This is a genomic window from Pseudomonas anatoliensis (assembly GCF_017976235.1).
Taxonomy (GTDB): Bacteria; Pseudomonadota; Gammaproteobacteria; order Pseudomonadales; family Pseudomonadaceae; genus Aquipseudomonas; species Aquipseudomonas anatoliensis.
In genome coordinates this window covers 233,139-256,475 of sequence record NZ_JACVHC010000009.1, presented here as the reverse complement: position 1 = coordinate 256,475, position 23,337 = coordinate 233,139, and the positions used below count along the sequence as shown (strand labels likewise).

The window sequence follows — 23,337 nt, the reverse complement described above, 5'->3', positions numbered from 1 at the left end:
GGTTATTCCCAGTTGCCGAGGTCGGCCTTGTAGGCGTCCCCACCGGGCTGACCGTCCTGACCGTAGAAAATCAGATCGAAACTGCCGTGCTCACCGGGGTAGCGATAGCCGAACGCATGGCCGAACGGATCCTTGAGATCCGAAGGCTTGGCGTACGGCCCGGCCCAGCCGACCGCGTTGGCCGGTTTGTGCAGCAACTGCTGTAAGTTGGCCGGCGGGCTGCCGACATCGAGGCCGTAGCTTTCGACCTTCATGCTCAGGCTGGACAGTTGCGCCTTGCCGGCGCCGTACTTGCCTTTGTCGACGTTGCCGCCAACCTGGCGCACCACAATGGTGGCAACGATGCCGAGCAAGACGATGACCGCGAGCATTTCCAACAGGGTGAAACCGCCTTGCCGACGACGGCCGGCAGCGTTTGGACGGGACATGTTTTTTCCTCAAATGTTACTGGTTAGGCTCATCAGCGGCAGCATGATGGCGAGCATGATCACCGCGACCAGCACGGCCATGACCACGGTCAGACTGGGCACCAGGGCCGCGAGCAAACGGTCGATGCCGCGTTTGGCCTCGACATCGAAAACCTCGGCGACCTTGAGCAACATGGCGTCGAGATTGCCGGCCTGTTCGCCGACCTCAATCATTTGCAGGGCGAGTTCCGGCAGCAGCGGTTGTTCGCCGAAAGCCTGCGCCAGCGTGCCGCCGCCCTTGACCCGCTGCGTGGCCTGCTCGACCTGGGCACGCAAGGCGTGATTGCCGCACACCTCGCGGACGATGATCATTGCTTGCAACAGCGCCACGCCATTGCTCAGCAACGTCCCCAGCGTGCGCGCCAGCCGAGCGGCCTCGATGCGCTGCAACAACGGGCCGATGACCTTGATGAACAACAGACGATGGTCATGACGTTGGCGGCGTTGCGGATCACGGCGTGCGACAGCGATGCCCCACGCCGCCATCACCAGAGCTGCCAGCACCAGCAGGCCATAGGCGCTGAGAAATTCGCCGAGAACGAGGATGGTCTGGGTGATCAGCGGAATCGGCACGCCGAGATCACGAAAGATCGGCACGAATTGCGGCACCACATACGCCAGCAATAGCGCCAGCGAGCCCAATACGCCGACGATGAGGAAGGCCGGATAAATCAGCGCATTGATGACTTCGCCACGCAGTGTCTGGCTGCGCTCCAGATAATCGGCAAGCTGATGCAGCGTGTGCTCCAGCGAACCGCCCGCCTCACCGGCGCGCATCATGCTGATGTACAAACCGGAGAACTGGCCGTGCTCTTCTTCCAGTGCCTGGCTCAGCGGTTTACCGGCCTTGACCTGCTCACGCACCCGCTCCAGCAACGCTCGGCGCCGCGGATCGGTGGCCTGCTTGAGCAGAATGCCCAGCGCGCGCTCCAGCGGTTGGCCCGCACCCAACAACGTCGCCAGTTGCTGGGTGAAGCTGACCAGTGCGGCGCCATTCAGTACGCCACGCCGCAAAGGTCCCGTCAGCCGATCACCGGCGCAGGCTTCGAGGCTGAGTAACAACAAGCCTCGTTTTTGCAGCACAGTGATGGCGCCCGCTTCATCGGCGGCTTCCAGACTGCCCTGTCGAGAAACGCCATCGGCGTCCAGTGCGCGATACTTGAAATGGCTCATGTCAGTCGCCGCGCGTAACGCGCAGCACCTCGTCAAGGGAGGTGATGCCGGCCACCGCCTGACGCAAACCTTCTTCGTACAAGGTACGCAGACCGCCGCGCCGGGCAGCCTGTTCGAGGGTGGCGGCATCGGCCTGGCGCATCAGCAATGAGCGCAGTTCTTCGTTCATCACCAACAGTTCGGTGATCGCGCTGCGCCCGTGATAACCGCCACCAATCGCCGTGGTATCCGCGCGATAGAGCAAAATCGGTCGTTGGTCGGTGAACTGCTCAAGCCCGTGTTCGGCGATCATTTGCGGCGGTGCTTCGAAGGCAATCCGTGTCTGCGGATCGAGGCGGCGCACCAGGCGCTGAGCCAGAATGCCTTTGACCGTGGACGCAATCAGGTAGCTCTCGACGCCCATGTCCAGCAGCCGGGTGATACTCGCCGCCGCACTGTTGGTGTGCAGGGTCGAGAGCACAAGGTGGCCGGTCAACGAGCTCTGGATGGCGATGCGGCAGGTCTCGAGATCGCGCATTTCACCGATCATGATCACGTCCGGATCCTGACGCACGATGGAGCGCAGCGCATTGGCAAAGTCCAGGCCAATGGCCGGTTTCACCTGAATCTGATTGATGCCTTCGAGCTGATACTCGACCGGATCTTCGACGGTGATGATCTTGCGCTCGGCCGTGTTGAGCCGGGATAGCGCGGTGTACAGCGTTGTGGTCTTGCCGGAGCCGGTGGGACCGGTGACCAGCAGGATGCCGTGTGGACTTTCGAGCACGTCGAGGAAGCTGTTCAGGCGTTCACCGTCCATACCGAGGCTTGGGAAATCGAAGCTCACGGTGCGCCGATCAAGCAGGCGCATCACCACCGACTCGCCGAAACTGGTGGGTACCGTCGACACGCGCAAATCCAGCTCCTTGCCCTGAATGCGCAACATGATGCGACCGTCCTGGGGCAAACGCCGCTCGGCGATGTCGAGCCGCGCCATGATTTTCAAACGCGAAATGATCGCAGCGGATGAACTCGATGGCGGCGCTTCGGCTTCATGCAGCACTCCGTCAATGCGATAGCGCACCTTGAGCTGGCTCTCGAAAGGTTCGATATGAATGTCCGACGCCCGCTGTTCCACCGCGCACTGCAGAATCAGGTTGACCAGACGAATCACCGGCGCCTCGGAGGCCAGATCCTTGAGGTGTTCGATGTCATCTTCGGCACCATCGTTTTCGTCCAGCGACTCGATCAACGCATCCATGGCGCTGCGGCCCTGGCCGTAAAGACGCTCGATCAGCGTGTTGACATCAGCGGCTGTCGCCAGCCGCAACGACACACTTTTGCTCGCGCAGTAGCCCATGGCATCCAGGGCGTATTGGCTGAGCGGCGGACTGGCGACCACCGTCACCGTTGCGGCATCCGCAGCCACTGCCACTAGGCCGTGATGGCGCAGGAAACGCTCGCTGCCGATCATCAATGGCTCGATGTCCCAAGAGGCTTCATCGAGTTGCAGACGAGGCACGCCGAGCAACGTCGCGTAAGCCTCGACCGCCTGATCATCACGGACACTGCCCAGACGCAGCAGATTGCGCAGCACCTCTTCTTCGCGACCACTTTCAGCCAGGCACAGTTTGCGCGCGCGATTGACGTCAGACGCCTTGACCTCGGCATTGTCGACCAACCATTGGCATATTGCGGACTGCGAAGGAAGTTGCATCACACTGTTGGTTTCTCTTGGGCACAAACAACTAACGATCGAAATAACCAGGCTCTTGAAGACACTGGGTGAAATCGATCGATCATTAACTTATCTGTAATTAGCGCATCACCAAAACGGCTGGTGAAAGATTTAAAGGGATTTTTCCGTTGATATTTCAGCCCATAAAAGGCGTGTGCAACTGACTGAAAACTGAGTGCCGGGAAAGCTTATCAGAGCACTAAACCTAATTGCAACTAGGTTTATGGTGTGGTTTTTTGTTGCTTTTTTTTCGTAAAAAACGCCGCTTTAACGCATAAATTCGATGATTGATGGCATTTAAAAACCAATTTACTGTAGGTACGCGCTATCAACACCAAAAACCTATCAATTTGCCAGTATCGAAAACAACGCCCGAACGTCGCTTTTCCTTCGCTTCACTTCCCATTTGAAAAAATAGTTTTGCGAGCATTGAACTTTCATGTGCATGCTTCGGACTTATGTGCGATTTCAAGACTACAAGTGTGCAGTCGTGCATTAACGCTTCCTTCACCAAACGAGAACTGATCGATGCTTCGAATCATGTCGCCCCTTATGGGCGCAGTACTTTTGTGCGCGCAAAGTTTGCCCGTCATGGCAGCGGATTATTCCTCTTCGTCGAACGGCGGTAACGCGGATCAACAGCTTCGTGAACAAATCGAGGCCAAGCGCGATCAGCTGACCGGCGCCGCCAACCTCGCCCCTGCCACGCCAAACGGTGTTGGCACCCTGCTCGATGCACCCGTGGAAACCGATGACGCTCCCGCGCAGGTCCAGCAACCATGAACCCGACCAACGCCAACAGGACTTTTGCCTTGTCAGCCTTCAAACACACCCTTGGCTTGAGCGTGCTGACCTTCAGTATCGTCCAGGCCAATCTCGCGCTCGCCGCCGTCACGCCGGCCACCGGCAACGAAGTCGAAGCCCGCGTCAGTTCGATCCTCGACAACATGAACCTGTCCGAAAAGATCAACTTCACCCGCGTCAACGACGGTCACATGATCCCGTCCCTGCTCAAATGGGGCATCAAGGGCACTACGGCGTATGACTCGTCGATGGGCGTGCACGTCAATAACGCCACCTTCGGCGCGCAATACCCGTCGCAGTCGGCACTCGCCGCGACCTGGAGCATCAACCGCGCCAAGGAGTTCGGCCTGGCGATTGCCTATGAAACGAAGATCTCCGGCGGCCAGCAGATGTTGTCCCCGGGCGTGAACCTCTATCGCACGCCTTACAACGGTCGCTCGGCGGAGTACGTCAGTGGCGAGGATCCGTTCCTCGGCGCGGTACTCGCGCCGGCCATCGTCAACGCGATCCAGGCCCAAGGCATCCAGGCCAGCGGCAAGCACTACCTGGCCAACGAGCAGGAAGCCAACCGTCAGGCGGTAAACATCGTCGCCGACGAACGTACCCTGCGCGAGATGTACTTGCCGGGCTTTGAATCGATGGTCAAGAACGCCAACGTCGCCTCGATCATGTGTGGTTTCAACAAGGTCAACGGCGACTACGCCTGCGAAAACCATCACCTGATCACCGAGGTGCTCAAGGGTGAATGGGGCTATCAGGGCACCGTGATCAGCGATTTCAACGCCATTCACAATGCGTTCAAAGGCGCGTGGGCCGGTACCGACATCGACATGCCGTCGGGCCTGCAATTCACCGAAGCCAACCTGATGCCGTACGTGTGGAGCGGGCAACTGACCCAGAACGTCATCGACGACAAGGTCAAACGCAACCTGCGTGCCGTGGTCAGCTACGACTTCCAGGAAAACCTCAACACCGCCAAGACCCTCGACCATCCCGAGTACGGTGCACGCGCTGCGTTGAACACTGCGCGTGAGGCGATCGTGCTGCTGCGCAACGAGAAAACCAGCGCTGGTACGCCGCTGTTGCCGCTGGCGAAAACCGCCAAAGTCGCCGTTATCGGTGATTGGGCCAACCAGGCGCCGGCCTCGCCGTTCGGTACCGCCAACTCGCCGCCGAACAGCTACGTGACTGAACTGAGCGGCCTGCAGCAACTGGCTTCGAGCAGCTCGAACGTCACTTATCTGTCCGAGATGAGTCTGAATCCGAAGAGTTCGGTGTGGTATCAGCCATCCACCGGCAGCAGCGACATCAGCAACTCCGGGGTCAAGGCCGAATACTTCGCCAACACCAGCTTTTCCGGCACCCCGGCGCAGACCCGTGTCGAGCCAGGCGTGAATTTCAACTGGACCACCAGCACCAACGAAACCAATACCGGCACCACCACAGTCGCAGGTTTCAGCCCAACCGCCGGCAATTTCTCGGCGCGCTTCACCGCGAAGATCAAGCCTGTGGTTTCCGGCCCTCAGGTCTTCAAGATTCGCGCGGACGGTCCATACAAGCTGTGGGTCAACGATGAGCTCGTGGTGCAGAGCGACGGCGTGCCGTACTCCGCCGATGTGGTCAATGCGCTGACCACCTCGGGCAAGACCGCCAACCTGGTCGCCGGCAAGCAATACACCGTCAAGCTCGAATACCAACGCGTACAAGGCAACTTCACCCCGGCGCTGGGTGGTCTTGCCGGTGTGCAAATGAGCTGGGCGGCGCTGCGTCCGCCACAGGATTTGTCGAAGTACGATGCCGTCGTGGTGGCTGCGGGCACCAACTATGAGAACGAAGGCGAAGGCTCCGACCACGGTTATGAACTGCCGGATCAACAGGCGGAACTGATCAAGCACGTAGCCAAGGCCAACCCCAACACCATCGTCGTGATGCACGGTGGCGGTGTAGCGGACATGCAGCCATGGGCGAAGAAAGTCGGCGCGACCCTGCAAGCCTGGTTCCCGGGTCAGCAAGGTGGCCAGGCCCTGGCCGAGATTCTCTACGGCAAGGTCAACCCTTCGGGCAAACTGCCGGTGACGATCGACAAGAAGATCGAGGACAACCCGAGCTACGCCTCCTACCCGGATCCAGCAGCTTATCGCGGCGACAACGCCCTGACCGAACTGACCTACAGCGAAGGCCTGTACCTGGGCTATCGCGGCTACGACAAGAAACACACGAAGCCGCTCTACCCGTTCGGTTACGGTCTGTCCTACACCACGTTCGGTTACAGCGATCTGAAGTTGTCGAGCAATGTGCTGACGCCGGGCGCCACGGTTGACGTGAAGTTCACCGTGACCAACAAGGGCGACAAGGCCGGTTTCGAAGTGGCGCAGCTGTATGTGCAACCGGTGAAACCTGCGGTCGACCGTCCGGAAAAAGAACTGAAGGGCTTTACCAAGGTGTATCTGCAGCCTGGCGAGAGCAAGACTGTGAGCATCCCGCTCGACTCGCGCTCGCTGGCTTACTACGTGGATAACACCGCCAGCTGGAACGTCGATGCCGGCAAGTTCAAGATCCGCGTCGGTACCGACTCAGAGGATCTGGCCCTGAGCCAGACTCTGATCACGCTGTACCCGGAGCAATTGACCACCCGCGACAGCAACCCGCTGCCAGTGCCACTGCGCAAAGCCGTGCAAGTATCGGCTTCGCAAACGTACTGACCGTCACATGAGGCTCAGGGATGAGCCTTTTGCTGCGTTTTGAGATCGGCGGCCAGACGGCGCAGATAGCCGTCAAAGACGTTCAACACGTCCACTTCGGCCCGCCCTCTCAGCCATTGGATTTGCAGCCCGTCCATCATCGAGAAAATCTCCTGGGCGAGCGCTTTCACCTCCACGTCCTGGCGAATCTCCCCCGCTTCCTGCAATGACCCAAGGTGCGCCTGGGCATGCCCATGGACCATGTCGAACTTTTCCTTGTACCAGGGAAAGGCCGGATGCTTTTCCGACAGGCTTTCGGTGTTGATCATCACGGATGCCTGACACTCGCGCGCATCCTCGACGCTAAAACTCATGCTCAATCGCAGAAACTGCAAAAACCCTTCCAGCGTCGGCGCGGTGGCCAGATCACCAAAGCGAGCAACCACTCGCTCATCGCGACGATCAAGCAGCGCTCGCAGCAGTGCGACCTTGTTGGGGAAATGGTGGAGCAAGCCGACCGTGGTGATGCCAGCGATATCCGCGACATCACGCATCGACGCGCCGAGATAACCGTCCCGGGCGAAGACCTCGGTGGCGGCATCGAGCAACGCCATGCGGCGCATTTCGCCTTTGGGTGCGCGCCGACGTTTGGGGCTTTGCGCTTGCAGTGGGTTTTGAGTGTCCATGACTGCCATAAAAATCCGTTAAAAAGTCTGCGCCACCACGGCCGGTTCAGCTGCGGTGAATGTATGGGTTCAATGCAACTGCGACGCCTGCGCGCGACGAGCGAAAAATCCTCGCGCTACAAACGAGGCCGTCACGATTGCGGCAATGGCCACCAGTGTGTTGCCTGTCCACATGCCGATCACCGCGCCGCTGGCACCGAAGCCATGGACGCCGACGTACACGAACGGCAAGGTTCCCAGGGTTCCGCGAATCCAGCCGAACACCGGCACCCACCAGGCACGGTTCATTGTCAGGAACATCGACTGCGCGACGAAGTCCAGTCCGAAGACAATCCAGAGCCCCGCACCGATCTGACAGAACGCCATGAACAGCGCTCGGCCCGCGTCGACCAGATGGAAATAATCGGCGATCCAAGGCCCCGCCAACGCCAGGCAAAACCACAGCGTCACACCATAAAGGACGACGCAGCGGCGGGTAAAGACCACAATCGCCTTGACCCGGTCATCACGCCCGGCCCCCAGGTTCTGCGCGATCACTGGCACCAACGCCCCCGGCAAGGCGAAGAACACACAGTAGCCAAATTGCAGGATTCGATCGACGACCGCCATCCCGGCCAATGCCGACGTGCCGACACCCGCCATCGCCACCATCAGGTAGGTGATGCCCACGGGCATGGCCAGATTTCCCACCATCGCCGGGAGCGCGACTCGTAGAGTACGGCGAGTGTGCAGCGCCAGTAACCGAAGATTGATCAGCGCCGACAAACCGATGTGCCGTTTGACCAGAATCAGGCCGAGGCTCAAAGACGTCCCCGCCGCCAGCAGGGATGAAACACCGGCGCCTTCCAGGCCCATGTCCAGGCCAAAAATGAACAGCGGATCGGCCACCGCCAACGTCACCGCCCCCGCCAGCAAAACGCCGAGCGCCAGCCTCACCTGGCCTTGAGCGCGAAGCATCTGCACGCACATCTGTGTCCCGGCAATCAGCAGGCTGGAGGGCACAACCGTCCACAAATAAAGCCGTGCATCCTGATAAACCGCCAGGTCGCCACCCAGCAATCGCGCCAGAGGCAGCGCGAAAAGCAACTCCACAAGGACAATCGAGCCTGACAGCACCAACGCCATGATCAGCATGTGGCTGGTGAGTCTGGCCAACGCTGTGGAAGCATGTCGGCCGATACGTTCGGAAAGCAACGCGCTGGCACCGATCACCAGTCCGGAGGAAACCGCACCGTTGATGAATATCAGCGTCTTGCCCAGCCCCACGGCGGCGAGCAGGCTTTGATCATCGAGCATCGACACGTACATCAGTGTCAGGATGTCGACCAGGAATACGGCGAGCAAGCCCAGTGCGCTGGTGCTTGCCATACTCAATACATGTCTGCTGACAGGCCCCTCCGTGAACCTGGCAAGGTAAGTGGTCATGTTGATGCTCGAAGATTCAAGGCGCAGGCATACCGGTGAAAGCGTAGGTTGAAGCGGCGGTGGGCGGATCATCGAGGATGATACGAGAGCCGTTCGATGTAAGCCAGAAGTTGACCTGCCGTGCGATGAAGCGCATGGCAGGAGATACGGTTGCAGTCCAATGCCTGCTTCTCGCCAAAAACACCCACTCATTCCCTGCTAATCTCCCCCCATGAAAACCGCCATCATCTCCGACACCCACGGCCTCCTGCGTCCCGAAGCCCTGACCGCCATCCAGGGCTGCGACCTCATCCTCCACGCTGGCGACATCGGCAGTTCCGACATCCTCGATCAGCTATCCCAAATAGCCCCCGTCCACGCCGTGCGCGGCAACAACGACCTCAACCTCCCATGGGCTGCCAATATCCCCGACCACCTCAGCCTCGATCTCAACAGCTGGCAAACGCTGTTGATCCACGACATCGCCGACGTCCCTGCCCTACTCGCCGCCAATACCCGACTCATCATCACCGGCCATTCCCACAAGCCGTTAATCGAATGGCGCGACAACCGCCTGTACCTGAACCCCGGCAGCGCCGGTCGCCGTCGTTTCAAACTCCCCGTGACTCTGGCCCTGCTCGACATGCGTGCAGACGCACTGGAACCGCAGTTGATCCACCTCCTCCCGTGAAACTTTTCCACCCCATCCGGCTCGATCACCTAACCTCATAGGCTGTGTGTTCCCTTCGAGCCCGTCCACCCATGCGTAACACGATGAAGTCGTTGTTTCTGGTCGCTTTCATGCTGCTCGTTCCCGGCAGTTTCTCGCTGTGGGCTGCGGATCTGCCGGCGCCTTCCACGACAGCGGCGGCGCCGCTGCCGGTGATTAATCAAAGTGATCTGCAAGCGCTGCAACAGCGTCTCGATGCGCTCAAGCAGCAGATCTCGTCGGCGAACAATTTCAATCAGCTCGAAGGGCCGCAGGATCGGGTTCAGGCTTTTATCCTGGATGTTGATCGGTTGTCGGCGTCGTTGTTGCCGCAGCAGGCGCAGTTGGCGGTGCAGTTGGGGGTGTTGGGTGCGGCACCGGATGCCCAGGCGGCGGCGGAGCAGGCAGATATCGTCGCGCAGCGGGCGGCGCTGACGGAGCAGAAGAACAAGGTCGATGGCACGCTGAAGAGTCTGGCGGCGTTGAAACAGAATGCGGCGGATTTGATCACGCAGATCGCCGGTATCCGCCGCACGTTGCTTGAGAGCGAATTGACGCTGCGCACACTGAGTGTGCTGAATCCGGATTTCTGGGCGCCGCTGGTCAATCCTTCAGAGAGTGATGCCCAGCGTTTCAACTATTTCTCCGACCAGATCCGCAAAATCTGGGCGACGGTATGGGCGCCGGGTGAGTACTTTTTCACGCTGGTGCTGATGTTGCTGGCATGGCTGGTGTGGACGGTCGGACGGCGGTTGGCCGAGCGAGGGCTGACGTGGGCTTGTATTCATCGCATGCCCGAGGGGCGCTTGCGCCGCAGTGCACTGGCGTTTGCAACGGCGCTGGCGACAATCGCCACCACCGCCCTCGCCCTGCACTTGATGTTCTACGCCCTGACTCGGCACGCGCCGTTGGTGCCAGTGCTGACAACGTTCTCCGAAGAGTTCGAGAAAGTCGTCTATGCCTGTGTGCTGATCACAGGTTTGAGCCGCGCGCTGTTGGCGACGGAGCATCCATCGTGGCGTTTGCCAGCGATTGCCGATGAAGTGGCGCTGGCGCTGAAGCCTTATCCGCGCATCTTGTCCTGCACATTGCTGGTGTTGGTGACGCTGGTGCTGGTCGGCAACGCTACGGCCATGAGCAGCCAGATCGTGTTGGCCGGGCGTGGGGTGATCTCCATAGTGGTCATGGCGATTATTGTGACGATGCTGTTGCGCGTCGGCAAAGTGCGCAAGGTGTTGATCGCCGCCAACGATCCACAAGCGGGCAGTACATTTGCCGGGGTAATTTACACGGCGGCGAGTATTTCGATGTTTGTCTCAACGATCGCACTGCTGACCGGTTATGTGTCGTTGGCACGTTTTGTCACGTATGAGCTGGTGTGGGCATATATCGTGCTGTCGGGCTTCTACATGCTGATTCAAGTGGTCAAGGACGGTTGCGAGTACGCGTTTTCGCCCAGGCATTCGAGCGGCAAAGCACTCAAGCATCTGTTCGGGATGGGGGATCGACGGCTGGATCAGATCGCGATTGTGCTGTCCGGCTTCAGCCGCGCCATGCTGTTACTGTTTGCGGTTATTTCGCTGTTTGTCGGCGGCATTGGCACCACGTTCGGGCAACTGATGAGCAACATCATGGCAATCCTCGGCGGCGCCGGATTGCGCAAGCTGAACATTGTCCCCGGTCATCTGCTCAATGCCGTGTTGGCACTGCTGATCGGCATCTGGTTGATCCGTGCCCTGCGCCGCTGGCTCGACAACGAGTTCCTGCCCAAGACCGACATGGATCCGGGCATGTGCGCATCGCTGAGCACGCTGTTTTCCAATATCGGTTACGCGCTGGTGATCTTGCTGACGCTGTCGTCGCTCGGCGTGCAGTGGACCAATCTGGCGTGGATTGTCAGCGCACTGTCGGTGGGCATCGGTTTCGGTTTGCAGGAGATCGTGAAGAACTTCGTCTCGGGCCTGATTCTGCTCACCGAGCGCCCGGTGAAGGTCGGCGATCTGATCAGCATCAGCGGCGTCGAGGGCGACATCCGCCGGATCAATGTGCGCGCCACGGAAATCCAGCTCAGCGACCGCTCGATCGTGATCGTGCCCAACTCGCAACTGATCTCGCAGAACCTGCGCAACGTCACCCTCGGCGGCAGTGCCCAGGGCGTGGCATCGCTGGAGTTGATGTTCCCACTGGATATCGATCCCGAGGAGGTCAAAGAGCTTCTCCTCAACACCTACCGCGAGAACGAAAACATCCTCGACAAGCCGGCGCCGTTTGTGCGCTTCAGCCATTTATCGCCGGACGGGATTACGTTGACGGTAACGGGGTATGTGGGCAGCCCGAGGATTGTCGGGGTGACCAAGAGTGATTTGCTGTTCGAGGTGCTCAAGCGGTTGGGCGCGGCGGGGATTGCGCTGGCGAAGCCGGCGTCGAGTGCTTGATCAGATTCGATATTTTCGCTGGCTGATGCGCCGCTATCGCTGGCAAGCCAGCTCCCACAGGTTGCCGGGTGTCTAAAGAATCTTTACCTGACGCCGATCACTGTAGGAGTGAGCCTGCTCGCGATGAGGCCATTTAGAGGCTGGGGCCTGCTCCGCAGTCCATCGGGGGATGAATCCTCGCCACAATGCGGACACGAATAGAAATACTCACGCGCATTTTGTCCTTGTGGCCCGTAATCACCAGCCCTTATAAAACCAGCCTTTCAGTCACGAAATATTAGGACACGAACATGAGCGACACCTGGAACGAAGGGTATTTCACCGACGAAGGCTACACCTACAGCTATAGCCGGGAAATCAATCCTGTCTTCCAGCGTTATTGCTTGTTGCTGCGCGGCTTTGCCAGCCTGGAATCGAGCGAAAGCCATCATTGCGAACTGGGCTTCGGCCAAGGCGTTTCGATCAATATCCATGCCGCCGCCAACCCCGGTTCCTATGTGGGTACAGACTTCACACCGTCTCAGGCCGCCTTTGCCAGCACGCTCGCCAGCGACTGGAACAGCAACGCGCGGCTGTATGACGACAGCTTCGCGCAACTGCTGGCCCGCGATGACTTGCCGCAATTCGACAGCATCAGCCTGCATGGCATCTGGACCTGGGTCAGTCGCGACAACCAGCAACTGATCGTCGAGTTTGCCCGTCGCCATCTGAAACCGGGTGGAATGCTGTACGTCAGCTACAACTGCTTCCCCGGCTGGTCGCCTGCAGCGCCACTGCGCAACCTGTTCAGCTTGCATGATCGCTTCACCAAATCTGCCTCTGCCGGCCCGGATCAGCGTATTGACGCCGCTTTGCAATTCTCCGAAGCGCTGTTGGCCGCCAATCCCAACTACGCCAGCGCAGCGCCGAACCTGGATGCCAAACTTCAGAGCATCAAGGGGCAGAATCGCCAATACATCGCCCATGAATACTTCAATCGCAGCTGGGATTGCATGTATTTCACTGACGTGGTCGACGCCATGGCCCCCGCCAAACTCGACTACGTCACGACTGCTGTGCCACTGGACTCGGTCGACCCGCTCAACCTCAGGCCCGAGGGCATGGATTTCCTGGAAGGGATCGAGCATCCGATCATGCGCGAACAGGCGCGTGACTATTTCGTCAATCAGAGTTTCCGTCGTGATCTCTACGTGCGCGGCGCCACCCGCCTGTCCACCGCAGAGCAGCGCCAGACATTGTTCAATACCCGTTTCATCCTGCTGCAAGCGCCAGAGAGCGTACCTGTCCACGTTCGCGGCCCTGCGGGTGAAGCCTCGCTGCAGACGGAGATCTACGGCCCGGTACTTGAAGCGCTGGCAGCCAACGACTATGCCCCGAAAACCTTGCGCCAGTTGTCAGCCGCCGCGTCCTCGCTGGCTTCTGACGATGTGCTGCAGGCGCTGAACGTACTGATCGGCATGAATGCCGTGGCACCGTGCCAGAGCGAAGCCGCCGAGAAAGGCGTGCAGGCGCGTTGCAACGACCTGAACCTGGAACTGTGCAAACGCTCGCTGCTGAACGACAAGATCCAGGTGTTGGCCAGCCCGGTGACCGGCGGCGGCATCACCGTCAGCCGTTTCGAGCAGCTCTTCCTGATATCGATCAAGCATGGCCAGGAACAACCCGCCGAATGGGCACAACTGGCGTGGGCCATCCTCGGTGAACAAGGCGAAGTCCTCGTCAGGGACGGCCAGCCGCTGGCCAGCGCCCAAGAGAACATCGCTGAACTGACGCTGAGTGCCCAAGTGTTTGCCAGTAACAAACTGGTGATTCTCAGAGCGTTGAACATCGTCTGACAGGCACACGCGCGCAAAAGTATCGCTCATGAAAAAACCGGCTGAAGAGGCCGGTTTTTTTTTGTCACTACAGGCTCGGTTTCATTCGCGGCAACCGCATTAGCTTCTTCGCAGCTCAAATCATTTGCACTTTGCCAACACCACCTGACAAGTATTCGGCGTGCCGCCTGAGCGCCCGGCATAGCGAATGCAGTTGTTCATGGATTTCTGCCGCGCCATGTTCAGGCTTGAGCCCCACGCCAGACCGCCCTCGCCCACCGTCGGCAACGCCTTGGCGTAGCAACTGTCGCCCACACCTGAGGGCGGATAGTGTTTGCGGTTCGAGCAGCCGGCGCTCAGCGTCAGGCTGAAAACGATGAGCGCAGGCAAGAGCCACTGCGAGCATCGGTGCCGAGGTGTTCCGATCATCGCGTTGCTCCTGTCGCATGAGGGTTGTGACTCATTCAGTCTAGCTGCACTGAACGCGCCCCATTGTAGGAGCTGCCGAAGGCTGCGATCTCTTGACTGTAAAAACAGAATCAAAAGATCGCAGCCTTCGGCAGCTCCTACACGGAGGTCGTGGCCTGGCGGTACTGGCGCGGGGTGAAACCGGTCGAAGCCTTGAACTGGCGGGTGAAGGCGCTGTGATCGGTGTAGCCACATTGCAATGCAACCTCGGTGATCGGCAGGTCGGTATGCAACAGGCGATGGGCGTGTTCAAGCCGCACTTTCTGGATCATCTGTCGTGGCGTCAGGTGGAATACCCGTTTGCAGTAGCGCTCCAGTTGCGCCACTGAAATGCCCGCAATGCGAGTGAGTTCGCCCAGCGTAACGCGCCGATTGAAGTGCTTGCGGATGTGCTCGTCGACTGCGGCCAGTCGCTGGAAGGCCGGATGGGTTTCGCTGGCCGACTGCAAATCGACCGAGATCCCGGCCAGACCGATGATCGCGCCGTCGCCGTTGTACAACGGGTGTTTATGGGTCAGGCACCAACCCGGTTCGCGGCTGCCGTACAAGTGCAGTTCGAGCTGATCCTCCAGCACGAAGCCCTCCTCCAGCACTTTGCGATCCTGCTCCGTGTAGCCCGGCCCCAGTTGCGCCGGGAAGACCTGTGCGCAGGTTTTGCCGAGCATTGGCCGCAGATCCTTCAAGCCACAACGCTGCACCAGCGTGCGGTTGGCCAGCACGTAGCGGGCCTGAACGTCCTTGATGAAAATCGCCGCATTGGGAATCAGGTCGAGCATCGGCAACAGCGGCGCCGCGCCGGCCAAGAGCGCTTCCAGCGTTTGCGGGCGATTGCCTTGGCCGTCCTGGCACAGGATTGAAAACGCGTTGTGCATCGAAGGTTTCTCCCTGTTCACAGGTCGGCCATTGGGTAGTCGCCTGCAGATTGCAGCAACGTCTGCGCCGTGTCGAGTGACGCAGTGCATCGGCGCAACTGTGCCGATTTCGTCATCGATCGCGCCGCAAAACATCAATCGCGCCAACGCCGATCAGTTCAAAGTCTGGCCGTCCCAGTGACACAACTGCCTATCCAATAACTCACAAGAAGGCAACGCCATGTCTGGTCAAGGCAAGTTCAAAAAACAGCTATCACTGATTGATCTCACGTTTATCGGCCTCGGTGCGATTTTTGGCTCGGGCTGGTTGTTCGCGGCCAGTCATGTGTCCGCCATCGCCGGGCCGGCGGGGATTTTTTCCTGGCTGCTGGGCGGCTTCGCCGTGTTGCTGCTGGGCATCGTTTATTGCGAACTCGGCGCCGCACTGCCACGCGCCGGCGGCGTGGTGCGTTATCCGGTTTACTCCCACGGGCCGCTGCTCGGTTACCTGATGGGCTTCATCACCCTGATCGCGTTTTCCAGTCTGGTGGCGATCGAAGTGGTTGCCTCGCGCCAATACGCGGCGGCGTGGTTTCCCGGTCTGACAAAAAGCGGCAGCGGTGATCCGACCTTGCTCGGCTGGCTGGTGCAGTTTGGCCTGCTCTGCCTGTTCTTCGTGCTCAACTATCGCAGCGTGAAGACCTTCGCCAAGGCCAATAATCTGGTGAGTATTTTCAAGTTCATCGTGCCGCTGCTGGTGATCGGTGTGCTGTTCACTTTCTTCAAACCAGAGAACTTTCAGGTACAGGGTTTTGCGCCTTTCGGCCTGTCGGGGGTGGAGATGGCAGTCTCGGCGGGCGGGATCATTTTTGCTTATCTGGGGCTGACTCCGATCATCTCGGTAGCCAGTGAAGTGAAGAATCCACAGCGCACGATTCCCATCGCACTGATCCTCTCTGTACTGCTGTCGACCCTGATTTACGTACTGCTGCAAATGGCTTTCCTGGGCAGCATTCCGACAGAAATGCTGGCCAACGGCTGGGCCGGTGTCAGCAAGGAATTTGCCCTGCCGTATCGCGACATCGCGCTGGCACTGGGCGTGGGCTGGTTGGCCTATCTGGTCGTGGCCGACGCGGTGATCTCGCCGAGCGGCTGCGGCAACATCTACATGAACGCAACGCCTCGGGTGATCTACGGCTGGGCGCAGACCGGCACATTCTTCAAGGTCTTCACCCACATCGATGAAAAGTCCGGTATTCCGCGCCCGGCGCTGTGGCTGACGTTTGCGCTGTCAGTGTTCTGGACCCTGCCGTTCCCGTCGTGGGAAGCGTTGATCAACGTGGTCTCCGCCGCATTGGTGTTGAGCTACGCCGTGGCGCCGGTAACGGTGGCGGCGCTGCGCCGTGGCGCCGGTAACGGTGGCGGCGCTGCGCCGCAATGCGCCGGACATGCCACGACCGTTCCGGGTCAAGTACATGGGTGTGCTCGGGCCGGTGTCGTTCATCATCGCTGCGCTGATCGTCTACTGGTCCGGCTGGAACACCGTTTCGTGGCTGCTTGGCCTGCAAATCCTGATGTTTGTCGTGTATCTGCTGTGCGGCCGCTTCGTACCAACTGCGCACCTGAGCCTGACCCATCAGGTTCGTTCTTCGGCGTGGCTGATCGCCTTCTACGCCATCACCATCGTGCTGTCGAAGCTCGGCACCTTCGGCGGCCTGGGCATTCTCGCCCACCCTTTCGACACAATCGTCGTGGCCGCGTTTGCCACCGGTATTTATTACTGGGGCGCCGCCACGGGCGTGCCGGCACACCTGCTGCGTCTTGAAGAGGACGATGAAGAAAGCGAAGTCGCCTCCGCCGCCACCACCGTGAACGCGCGCCCTGCTGGCGCCTACTGAAATCAACCAAAGGGGCACCTTTTATGAAACGAGTACACGTTATCGATTCCCACACGGGGGGTGAGCCCACGCGTCTGGTGATGGACGGCTTCCCCGAATTACCCGGCAGCACCATGGCGGAAAAACGCGATGCCCTGCGCAATCAGCATGATCAGTGGCGCCGCGCCTGCTTGCTGGAACCGCGCGGCAACGATGTGCTGGTCGGCGCGCTGTATTGCGCGCCAGTATCGGCGGACGCCACCTGCGGCGTGATCTTCTTCAACAACGCCGGTTATCTCGGCATGTGCGGCCACGGCACCATTGGCCTGATCAACTCGTTGCAGTACCTGGGGCAGATCACTGCGGGCGTGCACAAGATCGACACGCCCGTTGGCCCAGTCAGCGCGACGTTGCATGAAGACGGCATGGTGACGCTGGGCAACGTGCCGTCTTACCGCTACCGCAAACAGGTGCCGGTGGACGTGCCCGGTTTCGGCCGCGTGTCTGGCGACATCGCCTATGGCGGCAACTGGTTTTTCCTAGTGTCCGAGCACGGGCAAAACCTGTCGATGGACAACGTCGAGCACCTCACCGCCTACACCTGGGCGATGCTCAAGGCTCTCGAAGATCAGGGCATTTATGGCGAAGACGGGGCCGTGATCGACCACATCGAACTGTTCGCCGATGACCCCGACGCCGACAGCCGTAACTTCGTCATGTGCCCCGGAAAGGCCTATGACCGCTCCCCTTGCGGCACGGGTACCAGCGCCAAACTCGCGTGCCTGGCCGCTGATGACAAATTGCAACCCGGCGAGCGCTGGGTGCAGGCAAGCATCACCGGCAGCCAGTTCGAAGGCCGCTTTGAATGGCACGGCGAACGCATTCGCCCGTACATCACCGGCCGCGCTTACATGACCGCCGACAGCACGCTGCTGATCGACGAAACAGACCCGTTCGCGTGGGGCATCTGAGCCACCGCGTCGACTTTTCAAACCCATCCGAATGATGTGCCAAGGAGTTAAAACAATGAGCGACAACATCTTCACCGGTTGCATGCCGGCCCTGATGACCCCGTGCACCGCCCAGCGCAAACCGGATTTCGACGCACTGGTGGCCAAGGGTCGCGAGTTGATCGATATCGGCATGAGCGCTGTCGTGTACTGCGGTTCCATGGGCGACTGGCCGCTGCTGACCGAAGCCGAGCGCCAGGAAGGCGTGGCGCGGCTGGTGGCCGCGGGCATCCCGACGATTGTCGGCACCGGCGCGGTGAATACCCGAGAGGCCGTTGCCCATGCAGCCCACGCGGCAAAAGTCGGCGCGCAGGGCTTGATGGTGATTCCACGCGTGCTGTCGCGAGGCGCTTCGGCCGCCGCGCAAAAGGCTCACTTCGCCGCGATTCTGCAAGCCGCGCCGAACTTGCCGGCGGTGATCTACAACAGCCCCTACTACGGCTTCGCCACCCGCGCTGATCTGTTCTTCGAGCTGCGCCGCGAGTACCCGAACCTGATCGGCTTCAAGGAATTCGGCGGCGGCGCCGACTTGCGTTACGCCGCCGAGAACATCACCTCCAAGGATGACGGAGTGACCCTGATGGTCGGTGTCGACACCCAGGTGGTGCATGGCTTCGTCAACTGCAACGCCACCGGCGCGATCACTGGCATCGGCAATGCCCTGCCGCGCGAAGTGCTGCAACTGGTGGCCCTGAGCAAGCAAGCGGCGAAGGGTGATGCCAAGGCGCGGCGTCAGGCGCGGGAGCTGGAATCGGCACTGGCAGTGCTGTCGTCGTTCGACGAGGGCTGTGATCTGGTGCTGTATTACAAACACCTGATGGTGCTCAACGGTGACAAGGAATACACCCTGCATTTCAACGACACCGATGCGTTGAGCGACTCCCAGCGCCGCTATGCCGAAAACCAGTACGCGCTGTTCCGCCACTGGTACGAAAACTGGTCGGCAGAGCAGAACTTCGCCTGACCCCTTACGTCGCTTTCTCGCCCGCCGGGTTTGCGGCGGGCGCTTTTTTCTCATCAGGAAGACACCATGACTCTGACGGGCAACATGCTGATCGGGCAGCAACGTATTGCGGGCAATCGTGAAGCCATTCGCGGGATCGACCCGGCCACCAATACCGTGCTGGAACCTGCTTATGCCGGCGGATCGGCCGCGCATGTCGAACAGGCCTGTGCCTTGGCCTGGGCGGCGCTGGACAGCTATCGCGAAAAAACGCTGGATGCCCGCAGCGAATTTCTTGAAGCCATTGCCGACGAAATCGAAGCCCTTGGCGATGGACTGATCGACCGCGCCGCCGCTGAAACCGGTCTGCCACGTGCGCGTCTGCTCGGCGAACGCGGGCGTACTTGTCAGCAACTGCGTCTGTTTGCACGCACGGTGCGCAACGCTGAATGGCTGGACGTGCGCGTCGATACCGCACAACCGCAGCGTCAGCCGCTGCCGCGTTCGGACTTGCGCCAACGTCAGGTACCGCTGGGCCCGGTGGTGGTGTTTGGCGCGAGCAATTTTCCGCTGGCGTTCTCCGTCGCCGGCGGTGACACGGCATCGGCACTGGCCGCCGGTTGTCCGGTAATCGTCAAGGCGCACAGCGCGCATCCAGGCACCAGTGAGCTGATCGGCCATGCGCTTGCGCGGGCGGTAAAAACCTGTGGTCTGCCACCGGGCGTGTTCTCTTTGCTGTACGGTTCCGGACGCGAAGTGGGCATTGCGCTGGTCACCGATCCCCGCATCAAAGCCGTGGGTTTTACCGGTTCGCGCAGCGGTGGTCTGGCCCTGGTTCAAGCGGCGCAGGCAAGGCCGGAGCCGATTCCGGTGTATGCGGAAATGAGCTCGATCAATCCGGTGTTGCTGTTTGCGGCGGCGTTGCACAATCGCGCGCAAGCGCTCGCTGAAGGCTTCGTTGCTTCGCTGACGCTAGGGGCCGGGCAATTCTGTACCAATCCCGGGCTGGTGATTGCGCGTGAGGGTCCCGCGCTGGACAGCTTTATCGCGGCCGCTGCCGAGCGGTTACGACACAGCCCGGCGCAAACGATGCTGACGCCCGGGATCTTCAATGCCTATGAGGCTGGCGTGAATGCGTTAATTGAAAACCCGCGCGCGCAACTGTGCGCTGAGGGTCAGATGAGCACAGGACCAAATCAGTGTCAGGCCCGGCTGTTCGTCACTCAGGCAAGGGATTTTCTGGCCGATCACAGCCTTCAGGCAGAGGTGTTTGGCGCGGCGTCGCTGGTTGTGCAATGCAGCGATGACGATGAAATCCGTCAAGTGATCGAACACCTGGAAGGCCAACTCACCACCACGTTGCACCTTGACGACGCAGACCTTGAGCAGGCCCGCGCATTGTTGCCGACACTGGAGCGCAAGGCCGGTCGGTTGCTGGTCAATGGCTGGCCTACCGGCGTCGAGGTGTGTGAGGCGATGGTTCACGGCGGACCGTTTCCAGCCACGTCCGACTCGCGCACAACGTCGGTCGGCACCGCAGCGATCCAGCGGTTCCTGCGCCCGGTCTGTTATCAGGACTTCCCGGACAGCTTGCTGCCTGGCGCGCTGAAACAGGCCAATCCGCTGGGGTTGCGACGGTTGCTCGACGGGCAAAGGGAAGCGCAGAACAATGCCCAATAACGCCTCGCATGATATCGCCGTGGTCGGCGCCGGCATCATCGGCGTTGCCTGCGCATTGCGTCTGGCTCGCCAGGGTTTGCGAGTTGTCGTCATCGACCAACAGGAACCGGGCCACGGCGCATCGTTCGGCAATGCCGGGCATCTGGCGACCGAACAAGTGTTTCCGATTGCCGATCTATCGATACTCAAGCGCCTGCCGGCCATGTTGATGGACCCGATGGGGCCGTTGCGCCTGGACTGGAAATACCTGCCCCGCGCCCTGCCCTGGTTCACACGGCTGTTATTGAATCTGCGCTCGGAACCCTTTCAGAAAACCGTCGCCGGTTTGCGTGCGCTCAACGAAGGCAGCCTCGATGCCTGGCAACGGTTACTCAGCGATATCGAGCGTCCCGACCTGCTTAAAGTTGAAGGCTCACTGCTGGTATTCGAACGTGCGGATTCACTTCAGGCCATCGAAGCGCTTCAGACACGCTTGCATCAGCAGCAGGTACCCGTCGACTTCTGGCAGGCAGATGCGATTCGCGACACCGCGCCGCAACTCAGCGAGCAGATAAAGGGTGGTCTGTTCTTTCCGCGCACCGGGCATTTCATTGATCCTTATCGCGTGGTTTGCGAGTTGGTTAACGCAGCCAAGGCCAGCGGCGTGAGTTTTGTGAGGCAGCAGGTTCAGGGCGGATATGTTCAGGAGCACGGCGTTTCACTGCTCACCGGAAACGGTGGTGTGACCGCGAGCCGCGTCTTGATCGCCTGCGGCGCGCACTCGGCCAAACTCACGGCCGCGTTGACCGGTAAAACCGTGCCGCTGGACACCGAACGTGGTTACCACTTGATGCTGCCCCAGGAACACAGCCGACTGCCCTTCCCCGTCACCTCCATGGAACGCAAGTTCATCATGACGCCGATGGACGAGGGACTGCGGCTGGCCGGTACCGTTGAGTTCGCAGGCCTTGAACAGCCGCCGAAGATGGAACGCGCGTGGCAGTTGCATCGGTTGAGCCAGGGGTTGTTCCGCAAAGATCTGAGTGCTGAAGCGGCAACACCGTGGATGGGCTTCAGACCGTCATTGCCGGATTCGCTTCCGGTGATTGATCAGGTGTGCGGCGGCAAGGTGCTGCTTGCGTTTGGGCATCAACATCTGGGGCTGACGCAGGCGGCTGTGACGGCGGAGATGATTGTGGGGATGGTGGGGGCGGTAACCACAAAATCGCCGCAAGACCTGCCAGGCACCGAGGCCTATCGACTGGCGCGCTTTTGATCTCGCGTCAAATGCACTGAAGCGCGTCGCCGTGGTGAGGGGATTTAGCGAAACGTCCCACCGCCCCGATCAGCTGCGCAGCAGTCGTAAAACCCGAGCATGCGGTATTCCTGCAAGTTCGCGGTGACTGGTTTTGGGGCTGCTGCGCAGCCCATCGGGGATAAATCCCCTCGCCACAATGGGGTTTCATCGTTTGTACCGGAGCTGCTGATTTGGGTCTGCCGCGTAGCCATCGGGGCGGTGCGACGTTTCGCTAAAGCCCCTTGCCACAATGACTTGTGTGAGGGGCGGAAATCACCTTTTCGTCTGACATGAAAAACCGCCGTCCCGATCATCCGGGACGGCGGTTTTTTTGTTCAGTCCACAGCAAGCCTGATGGAATGAAAGATCAAAAGATCGCAGCCTTCGGCAGCTCCTACAGGAATTATGCGTCGTAGAACGGGGCAACTGAGACGCGACTGCCGACGAAGAAACTATCCGCCACCAACCGCAGCGGTTGCAGGTCGAGGTCGCTGCTCTTGTCATCGATCAGTTGCTGGAAGTGCCGATACACCGCGGCATATTCACCCTCCTCCGAAACGGCCTGGCGCACGCCGTCGATGCTCAACAACGCCCCACCATTGTCCAGTCGCAACACCCCTTCGGCGCAACGAATTTCGATGCTCCAGAGTTCGTCGTGGCCGTGGTCGAAGTCGAATTCGGCGCGTACATCGAGGTGGCGCGCGTCTGACATTTTGATCGACGCGGCAATCGGTGACTGGCAGTTTTCGGGAACGCGCAGTTCGGCGGACTCGACAAATAACGGTAGCGCCAGCAAGTGCGTGACAATCGACAAAGCATTGATGCCCGGATCGAATACGCCCAAACCGCCCGGTTGCCAGATCCAGGTCTGGCCGGGGTGCCATTTGCGCACGTCTTCCTTCCAGTCGATCTGCACGCTTTGCAGAGTGCGCGTGGCGAGCCACTCGCGGGCGGCGGCAATGCCGGGGGCGTAGCGCGAATGCCAGGCGAACAACGCGCTGACGCCTTGCTGCCCGGCCAGGCTGACCAACGCCATGGCCTCACCTAATGTGGCGCACGGCGGCTTTTCCACCAGCACATGTTTGCCGGCAGCCAGCGCCTCTTGCACCAAGGCAAAGCGCCCTTGGGGCGGCGTGCAGAACGCGATCGCATCAACTTGCGGGCCGTTGGCGAGCAACTCGCTCAGGGACTGGAAATTCTCCACGCCGGCGCAAGGCTTGCCCTGTGTGGCGACAGACACCAACTGGAATGCAGGATTGGCGTTGATCGCCGGGACATGTTGATCCTGGGCAATCTTGCCGTAGCCCACCAGACCGAGACGGATCGGTTGCATCAATGACTC

17 protein-coding genes and 1 pseudogene are annotated in these 23,337 nt (G+C 60.2%); 10 read left to right on the top strand and 8 right to left on the bottom strand.

Features of this window, described 5'->3' with window-relative positions:
• Positions 1–2: 2 nt before the first annotated feature.
• The 3 genes from gspG to gspE are packed head-to-tail and all read right to left on the bottom strand — an operon-like array spanning position 3 to position 3,336.
• Positions 3–428, bottom strand: coding sequence for a type II secretion system major pseudopilin GspG (gene gspG / locus ICA16_RS26415; RefSeq protein ID WP_150618227.1), 426 nt, complete (start codon positions 426–428; stop codon positions 3–5).
• A 9-nt stretch (positions 429–437) separates the two neighbouring features.
• Complete coding sequence (gene gspF, locus ICA16_RS26410; protein WP_210701988.1) at positions 438–1,640, bottom strand: type II secretion system inner membrane protein GspF; 1,203 nt, start codon at positions 1,638–1,640, stop codon at positions 438–440.
• 1 nt (position 1,641) lies between these two features.
• A complete protein-coding gene (gspE, locus tag ICA16_RS26405; RefSeq protein ID WP_210701987.1) occupies positions 1,642–3,336 on the bottom strand; it encodes a type II secretion system ATPase GspE in 1,695 nt (564 codons plus the stop codon).
• Positions 3,337–3,897: 561 nt separating this feature from the next.
• On the opposite strand from gspE, the gene ICA16_RS26400 reads away from it, so the two are divergent.
• Positions 3,898–4,140, top strand: coding sequence for a hypothetical protein (locus ICA16_RS26400; RefSeq protein WP_210702031.1), 243 nt, complete (start codon positions 3,898–3,900; stop codon positions 4,138–4,140).
• Complete coding sequence (locus ICA16_RS26395; protein WP_210701986.1) at positions 4,137–6,863, top strand: beta-glucosidase; 2,727 nt, start codon at positions 4,137–4,139, stop codon at positions 6,861–6,863. Before ICA16_RS26400 ends, ICA16_RS26395 begins: the two co-directional genes overlap by 4 nt.
• 14 nt (positions 6,864–6,877) lie before the next feature.
• On the opposite strand, the gene ICA16_RS26390 is transcribed toward ICA16_RS26395, so the two are convergent.
• Both ICA16_RS26390 and ICA16_RS26385 read right to left on the bottom strand, forming a co-directional pair.
• Entirely contained in the window at positions 6,878–7,465 is a 588-nt protein-coding gene (locus ICA16_RS26390; protein ID WP_191627728.1) for a TetR/AcrR family transcriptional regulator, read from the bottom strand.
• Between the two features lie 132 nt (positions 7,466–7,597).
• Positions 7,598–8,896 carry an MATE family efflux transporter gene (locus ICA16_RS26385; RefSeq protein WP_228734224.1) on the bottom strand — a complete coding sequence of 433 codons (1,299 nt, stop codon included), beginning with the start codon at positions 8,894–8,896 and terminating at the stop codon, positions 7,598–7,600.
• 268 nt (positions 8,897–9,164) lie between these two features.
• Here ICA16_RS26385 and ICA16_RS26380 point away from each other — a divergent pair, with 268 nt between their 5' ends.
• The 3 genes from ICA16_RS26380 (at position 9,165) to ICA16_RS26370 (ending at position 13,911) form a co-directional block, all read left to right on the top strand.
• Complete coding sequence (locus ICA16_RS26380; RefSeq protein ID WP_210701984.1) at positions 9,165–9,623, top strand: metallophosphoesterase family protein; 459 nt, start codon at positions 9,165–9,167, stop codon at positions 9,621–9,623.
• A 71-nt stretch (positions 9,624–9,694) separates the two neighbouring features.
• Positions 9,695–12,076, top strand: a complete 2,382-nt coding sequence (locus tag ICA16_RS26375) for a DUF3772 domain-containing protein (RefSeq protein ID WP_150605009.1) — start codon at positions 9,695–9,697, stop codon at positions 12,074–12,076.
• Between the two features lie 290 nt (positions 12,077–12,366).
• Positions 12,367–13,911, top strand: a complete 1,545-nt coding sequence (locus ICA16_RS26370; protein ID WP_150618219.1) for a methyltransferase regulatory domain-containing protein — start codon at positions 12,367–12,369, stop codon at positions 13,909–13,911.
• 120 nt (positions 13,912–14,031) lie between these two features.
• Here ICA16_RS26370 and ICA16_RS26365 read toward each other — a convergent pair whose 3' ends face one another.
• Positions 14,032–14,319, bottom strand: coding sequence for a hypothetical protein (locus tag ICA16_RS26365; protein ID WP_150595402.1), 288 nt, complete (start codon positions 14,317–14,319; stop codon positions 14,032–14,034).
• A gap of 137 nt (positions 14,320–14,456) precedes the next feature.
• Positions 14,457–15,230 (bottom strand): AraC family transcriptional regulator, encoded by a 774-nt coding sequence (locus ICA16_RS26360; protein WP_210701983.1) that lies wholly within the window; start codon positions 15,228–15,230, stop codon positions 14,457–14,459.
• 220 nt (positions 15,231–15,450) lie between these two features.
• On the opposite strand from ICA16_RS26360, the pseudogene ICA16_RS26355 reads away from it, so the two are divergent.
• From ICA16_RS26355 to ICA16_RS26335, 5 genes and pseudogenes are all read left to right on the top strand, one after another.
• Positions 15,451–17,107 (top strand): annotated as a pseudogene (locus ICA16_RS26355) (APC family permease).
• Between the two features lie 23 nt (positions 17,108–17,130).
• Entirely contained in the window at positions 17,131–18,057 is a 927-nt protein-coding gene (locus ICA16_RS26350; RefSeq protein ID WP_210701982.1) for a 4-hydroxyproline epimerase, read from the top strand.
• Between the two features lie 55 nt (positions 18,058–18,112).
• The gene (locus ICA16_RS26345) at positions 18,113–19,060 is read left to right on the top strand and encodes a dihydrodipicolinate synthase family protein (RefSeq protein WP_210555202.1); all 948 of its coding nucleotides are present in this window, start codon (positions 18,113–18,115) and stop codon (positions 19,058–19,060) included.
• A 66-nt stretch (positions 19,061–19,126) separates the two neighbouring features.
• Positions 19,127–20,719 carry an aldehyde dehydrogenase (NADP(+)) gene (locus tag ICA16_RS26340; RefSeq protein ID WP_210701981.1) on the top strand — a complete coding sequence of 531 codons (1,593 nt, stop codon included), beginning with the start codon at positions 19,127–19,129 and terminating at the stop codon, positions 20,717–20,719.
• Entirely contained in the window at positions 20,709–21,974 is a 1,266-nt protein-coding gene (locus ICA16_RS26335; protein WP_210701980.1) for an NAD(P)/FAD-dependent oxidoreductase, read from the top strand. The genes ICA16_RS26340 and ICA16_RS26335 overlap by 11 nt, the downstream gene beginning before the upstream one ends.
• 424 nt (positions 21,975–22,398) lie before the next feature.
• Here ICA16_RS26335 and ICA16_RS26330 read toward each other — a convergent pair whose 3' ends face one another.
• Entirely contained in the window at positions 22,399–23,328 is a 930-nt protein-coding gene (locus ICA16_RS26330; RefSeq protein WP_210701979.1) for a Gfo/Idh/MocA family protein, read from the bottom strand.
• Between the last annotated feature and the right edge of the window lie 9 nt (positions 23,329–23,337).

Coding starts and splice junctions, on each gene's coding strand:
- ICA16_RS26340 (WP_210701981.1), top strand. CDS start 19,127: ATGACTCTGACGGGCAACATGCTGATCGGGCAGCAACGTATTGCGGGC.
- gspF (WP_210701988.1), bottom strand. CDS start 1,640: ATGAGCCATTTCAAGTATCGCGCACTGGACGCCGATGGCGTTTCTCGA.
- gspE (WP_210701987.1), bottom strand. CDS start 3,336: ATGCAACTTCCTTCGCAGTCCGCAATATGCCAATGGTTGGTCGACAAT.
- ICA16_RS26390 (WP_191627728.1), bottom strand. CDS start 7,465: ATGCGCCGCATGGCGTTGCTCGATGCCGCCACCGAGGTCTTCGCCCGG.
- ICA16_RS26360 (WP_210701983.1), bottom strand. CDS start 15,230: ATGCACAACGCGTTTTCAATCCTGTGCCAGGACGGCCAAGGCAATCGC.
- ICA16_RS26385 (WP_228734224.1), bottom strand. CDS start 8,896: ATGGCAAGCACCAGCGCACTGGGCTTGCTCGCCGTATTCCTGGTCGAC.
- gspG (WP_150618227.1), bottom strand. CDS start 428: ATGTCCCGTCCAAACGCTGCCGGCCGTCGTCGGCAAGGCGGTTTCACC.
- ICA16_RS26335 (WP_210701980.1), top strand. CDS start 20,709: ATGCCCAATAACGCCTCGCATGATATCGCCGTGGTCGGCGCCGGCATC.
- ICA16_RS26330 (WP_210701979.1), bottom strand. CDS start 23,328: ATGCAACCGATCCGTCTCGGTCTGGTGGGCTACGGCAAGATTGCCCAG.
- ICA16_RS26400 (WP_210702031.1), top strand. CDS start 3,898: ATGTCGCCCCTTATGGGCGCAGTACTTTTGTGCGCGCAAAGTTTGCCC.
- ICA16_RS26350 (WP_210701982.1), top strand. CDS start 17,131: ATGAAACGAGTACACGTTATCGATTCCCACACGGGGGGTGAGCCCACG.
- ICA16_RS26375 (WP_150605009.1), top strand. CDS start 9,695: ATGCGTAACACGATGAAGTCGTTGTTTCTGGTCGCTTTCATGCTGCTC.
- ICA16_RS26345 (WP_210555202.1), top strand. CDS start 18,113: ATGAGCGACAACATCTTCACCGGTTGCATGCCGGCCCTGATGACCCCG.
- ICA16_RS26370 (WP_150618219.1), top strand. CDS start 12,367: ATGAGCGACACCTGGAACGAAGGGTATTTCACCGACGAAGGCTACACC.
- ICA16_RS26365 (WP_150595402.1), bottom strand. CDS start 14,319: ATGATCGGAACACCTCGGCACCGATGCTCGCAGTGGCTCTTGCCTGCG.
- ICA16_RS26380 (WP_210701984.1), top strand. CDS start 9,165: ATGAAAACCGCCATCATCTCCGACACCCACGGCCTCCTGCGTCCCGAA.
- ICA16_RS26395 (WP_210701986.1), top strand. CDS start 4,137: ATGAACCCGACCAACGCCAACAGGACTTTTGCCTTGTCAGCCTTCAAA.